The following is a 3,954-nucleotide window of genomic DNA, read 5'->3' on the forward strand; positions in this document are numbered from 1 at the left end:
CTATGAACCAAGATTTAATAGACTGGGATGAGAATTTATTGAAAGACCCAGAAACAGAATATAAAGCTATAGTTAGGTCTCTCAAAAGAACGTCTGGTTTTAGATTGTTGTTTGTAGAATGTTCTCCCGCAGAAGGAACCAAATTAATTGAGAAAATTAAGGAAGATGTTCCCCAGAAAAAAATCGAAGTTTTGCGGTTAAATGAACCAACAAATAATTTATATAATCTGGTTGCTGGTTTGCCAAATAGACAGGATATTAATATTTTATTTGTGACTGGTTTGGAAAATTCCCTGTATGAATATGAGTTGAATAAACTGAAAAATGGTTGGAGTAGTAATGAGAGATATAGTTATAGTAAAAAAGGTGTTCCTCCAATTTTAAGTCACCTGAATCAACATCGAGAAAAATTCAGAGATGACTTTAAAATTTGCTTTGTTTTTATCGTACCTGTGTATGCTTTAAAATATTTTATTCATCGTTGCCCAGACTTTTTTGATTGGCGTTCTAATACATTTGAATTTAAGTCTGACCCGGAGTTAGTAGCTCAAGAATCATCTCGAATTATTGAGGAAGGAGATTATCATAAATATAAGAGTTTAACTTGTGAAGAAAGAAGACAAAAATTTTTAGATATTCACAATTTAATCGAAGATGAAAATAATACTGATGAAGATAAAGAAAAGCTATTAGTTCAACAGGGGTTGATTCTAGGAACAGAAAGTAAATATGAAGAGGCGATCGCTGCTTATGATAAGACTATAAAAATTCAACCAAAGCAATATGAAGCTTGGCACAATAAAGGCGTTACTCTATATACTTTAGGCAAATATGAAGAAGCGATTTATGCTTATGATAAAGTTCTATAAATTAAACCAGAATATCAGGAATCTTGGGTAAATAAAGGCGTTTGTCTGTTAATTTTAGGAAGATATGAAGAAGCGATTTATGCTTATGATAAAGTTCTATAAATTAAACCAGAATATCAGGAATCTTGGGTAAATAAAGGCGTTTGTCTGTTAATTTTAGGAAGATATGAAGAGGCAATTTATGCTTATGATAAAGTTCTATAAATTAAACCAGAATATCAGGAATCTTGGGTAAATAAAGGCGTTTGTCTGTTAATTTTAGGAAGATATGAAAAGGCAATTTATGCTTATGATAAAGCTCTAGAAATTAAACCAGATTTTTACGAGGCTTGGAATAGTAAGGGTAATTGTATGTTATATCTAGGCAGGTATGAACAGGGTATTTATGCTTTTGATAAGGCTCTAAAAATTAAACCAGATTTTTACGAGGCTTGGAATAGTAAGGGTAATTGTATGTTATATCTAGGCAGGTATGAACAGGGTATTTATGCTTTTGATAAGGCTCTAGAAATTAAACCAGACAAAAACGAAGCTTGGGGCAATAAAGGCATTGCTCTGTCAGCTTTAGAAAGATATGAAGAGGCGATCGCTGCTTTGGAAAAATCTCTAGAAATTAAACCAGACTATGAAGCTTCGATTAATAATCTTGGCTTAGTTAAATATGAAATAGGAAAAATAGATGAAGCAATAGAACATTGGCAAGCAGTAATTGAAATTAATAACCAATTTGTAGAACCTAAATTAGCAATAGGAGTTGCCCTCTACAACAAAGGCAAAATTTCTGAAAGTTTAACAATAGCTGAAGCAGCATTAAAATTAGACAAAAGTTGGGGAAACTTACAGCGTCTCAAAAAAGAACTTTGGGGCGAAAAACTATTAGCAGATGCAGCAAAATTATTAGAAAATCCTCAGATAAAAGTCTTACTATCAGAGAGCAAGGAGTAGGGAGTAGAGAAAAATTATTTTTCCCTTTCTTTCAACCGACATTCCGCACTTCATGCTGTTGTAGATATTTTTTTAGCTGTCGAGGGTAAATAACTTAAAATTTCGATTTTCTCGAATGCTTCTTCTGGGAAGACTTTTGACTTTTCCTATTTCTTTTAAGCTTTTCTCTCTGCTCAGTCACTTCCGGGGGCGGACCATAATCTCCATTCGAGAAGTAGATTCGCTCTACAATATGTTGTGGTTCCACCTCAATCCACAGCCGAGCTCCGCCTGCTTGACTGTCGTTCGGTTGATGTGGCTGATAAACGATTTGGCAAGGTCCATCAATTTTGAGAGCGTGACAATAATCTTTCTTACCTCCTACTTTCACAGCAACTGCTGGATGAGAAGTTTTATTGTCTCGGTTATAGTCAATAGTCTTTCGTAAAACATGAATAAAGGTATTGCCTGTACGTTGATTCTTGTTCCAAGTACCTTCTGGACCGCGACGACCTGGTGTAATTTCTGGCATCCCGCGACCATTAACTGGAATCATCCAAAACCTTTTAACCTTACGAGCACCTATAACTCTGCCTTCTTTTAGTAGTACCCGGAGTCTAGCAGTGGAAATATTAAGTAAAAATGCTGCTTCTGTTGTACCTATTTCCATATTTATCAAAACTATTTCGTAAGAGTTTTTAATTTAATATCAAAAAAAATAATTTTTTAGTCTGTGAGGTAATAATACATAAAAATGGCTGATGGTTCAAGTTTATCGAAGACTAACTTTTAATTTTCTCTTGTAGGAGCATACTTAAATCTAATCTTTGTGCTTTAAGCAAAAGAAAAAAATCAAAACCTGCTCCCACAAAAAAATAACTAACCTAAACTTTTACCGCCTCAGCAAACCTAATCTTCAAATAATCATCCTCCATTTTTGCCCCCGCAGGTTGCAAAGCTGCCAAAGCTTGAGGCAAAACCAAATTCCGACGATGATTACCAATTCTAATATTCAACTCATCGCCAGTTTTATTCAATTGAATTTTCTCTTTAGGAATTCCAGGCAAATATAATTGCAAATTATAATTACCCTTTTCTTGCACTACCTTAACAGTATTTTCCTTATAATAAACCTGACTAGGATCTTCATCTCCATACAAAGTTTCTTTCAATCTTTCCAAAGCAGCCAAACCACACATCTCCTCAGAATAAAGAGGTACTTCTTTCACTGGCAAAGGTCTAAAATTATCGTGAATTTCTTGCCGATATTGCTGTTGATTTTCCTTCCACTTTTTAAAGAAAGGGTCAGTCACAGAATCAGGAATAATCCGATTAGCTACTACTAAATCTGTAGAAACATTGTACAAACTTAAATAAGCATGAGCGCGTAAAGACTCTTTAATTACCATCTTTTCAGGATTAGTAACTAACCGTACAGAAGTCTTTGTATTATCAGTTAAAACCTTTTCCAAAGCCTCAATTTGTTCATAAAATTCATAAGGAGCATCCATCACTTCCTTATCAGGCAAAGAAAAACCAGTAATAGGTTTAAAAATAGGTTCAAAAAGAGGTCTTAATGCTACCGACATTCCCTGCAAAGGCTTATAAAACTTCCTCATATACCAACCTCCCACTTCCGGCAAACTCAAAAGTCGCAAAGCAGTACCAGTCGGAGCAGAATCAATAATTAAAACATCATATTCGCCCTCATCATAGTGACGCTTCATCCGCACCAGACCAAAAATTTCATCCATTCCCGGCAAAATTGCCAACTCCTCAGCTTGCACACCATCCAAACCCCGCGCCTGCAAAACCTGAGTAATATAACGTTTTACAGCTCCCCAGTTTCCCTCCAGTTCCATCAAAGCGTCCAACTCAGCACCCCAAAGATTTTCCCTAACCTTCCGAGGTTCGTGGCTCATTTCCATATCAAAGCTATCTGCTAGAGAGTGAGCTGGATCGGTGCTGAGAACCAGAGTTTTATGGCCTAACTCCGCACAACGTAATCCCGTTGAGGCGGCCACTGATGTTTTCCCAACCCCACCTTTTCCTGTCATTAATATTACACGCATTAATTACTTAACCTTTTCTGAAAAATTTTTACATATTTTAACTTTAACGGGTTTTTGAGTTTTCCAGCATATGGGGAATCTCGCATATC

Annotated in this window: 6 protein-coding genes; 4 read left to right on the forward strand and 2 right to left on the reverse strand. The window is 35.6% G+C overall.

Features of this window, described 5'->3' with window-relative positions; translation table 11 throughout:
• The 4 genes from F6K13_RS22290 to F6K13_RS22295 all read left to right on the forward strand — a co-directional run.
• Nucleotides 1–869, forward strand: an 869-nt coding sequence (locus F6K13_RS22290; protein WP_124145676.1) for a tetratricopeptide repeat protein, incomplete at its 5' end; no start/stop codon positions are given.
• Complete coding sequence (locus F6K13_RS35330; RefSeq protein WP_124145710.1) at nucleotides 870–971, forward strand: tetratricopeptide repeat protein; 102 nt, start codon at nucleotides 870–872, stop codon at nucleotides 969–971.
• A complete protein-coding gene (locus F6K13_RS35335) occupies nucleotides 972–1,073 on the forward strand; it encodes a tetratricopeptide repeat protein (protein ID WP_124145710.1) in 102 nt (33 codons plus the stop codon).
• Nucleotides 1,074–1,814 carry a tetratricopeptide repeat protein gene (locus F6K13_RS22295; protein WP_287288417.1) on the forward strand — a complete coding sequence of 247 codons (741 nt, stop codon included), beginning with the start codon at nucleotides 1,074–1,076 and terminating at the stop codon, nucleotides 1,812–1,814.
• Between the two features lie 94 nt (nucleotides 1,815–1,908).
• On the opposite strand, the gene F6K13_RS22300 is transcribed toward F6K13_RS22295, so the two are convergent.
• Together F6K13_RS22300 and F6K13_RS22305 are read right to left on the reverse strand one after the other, a co-directional pair.
• Nucleotides 1,909–2,463 (reverse strand): DNA-binding protein, encoded by a 555-nt coding sequence (locus F6K13_RS22300; protein ID WP_192901183.1) that lies wholly within the window; start codon nucleotides 2,461–2,463, stop codon nucleotides 1,909–1,911.
• A gap of 214 nt (nucleotides 2,464–2,677) precedes the next feature.
• Nucleotides 2,678–3,865 (reverse strand): TRC40/GET3/ArsA family transport-energizing ATPase, encoded by a 1,188-nt coding sequence (locus tag F6K13_RS22305; RefSeq protein ID WP_124146668.1) that lies wholly within the window; start codon nucleotides 3,863–3,865, stop codon nucleotides 2,678–2,680.
• Between the last annotated feature and the right edge of the window lie 89 nt (nucleotides 3,866–3,954).

It is taken from the genome of Okeania sp. SIO2B9, from assembly GCF_010672505.1.
In the GTDB taxonomy this organism is placed as follows: Bacteria; Cyanobacteriota; Cyanobacteriia; order Cyanobacteriales; family Microcoleaceae; genus Okeania; species Okeania hirsuta.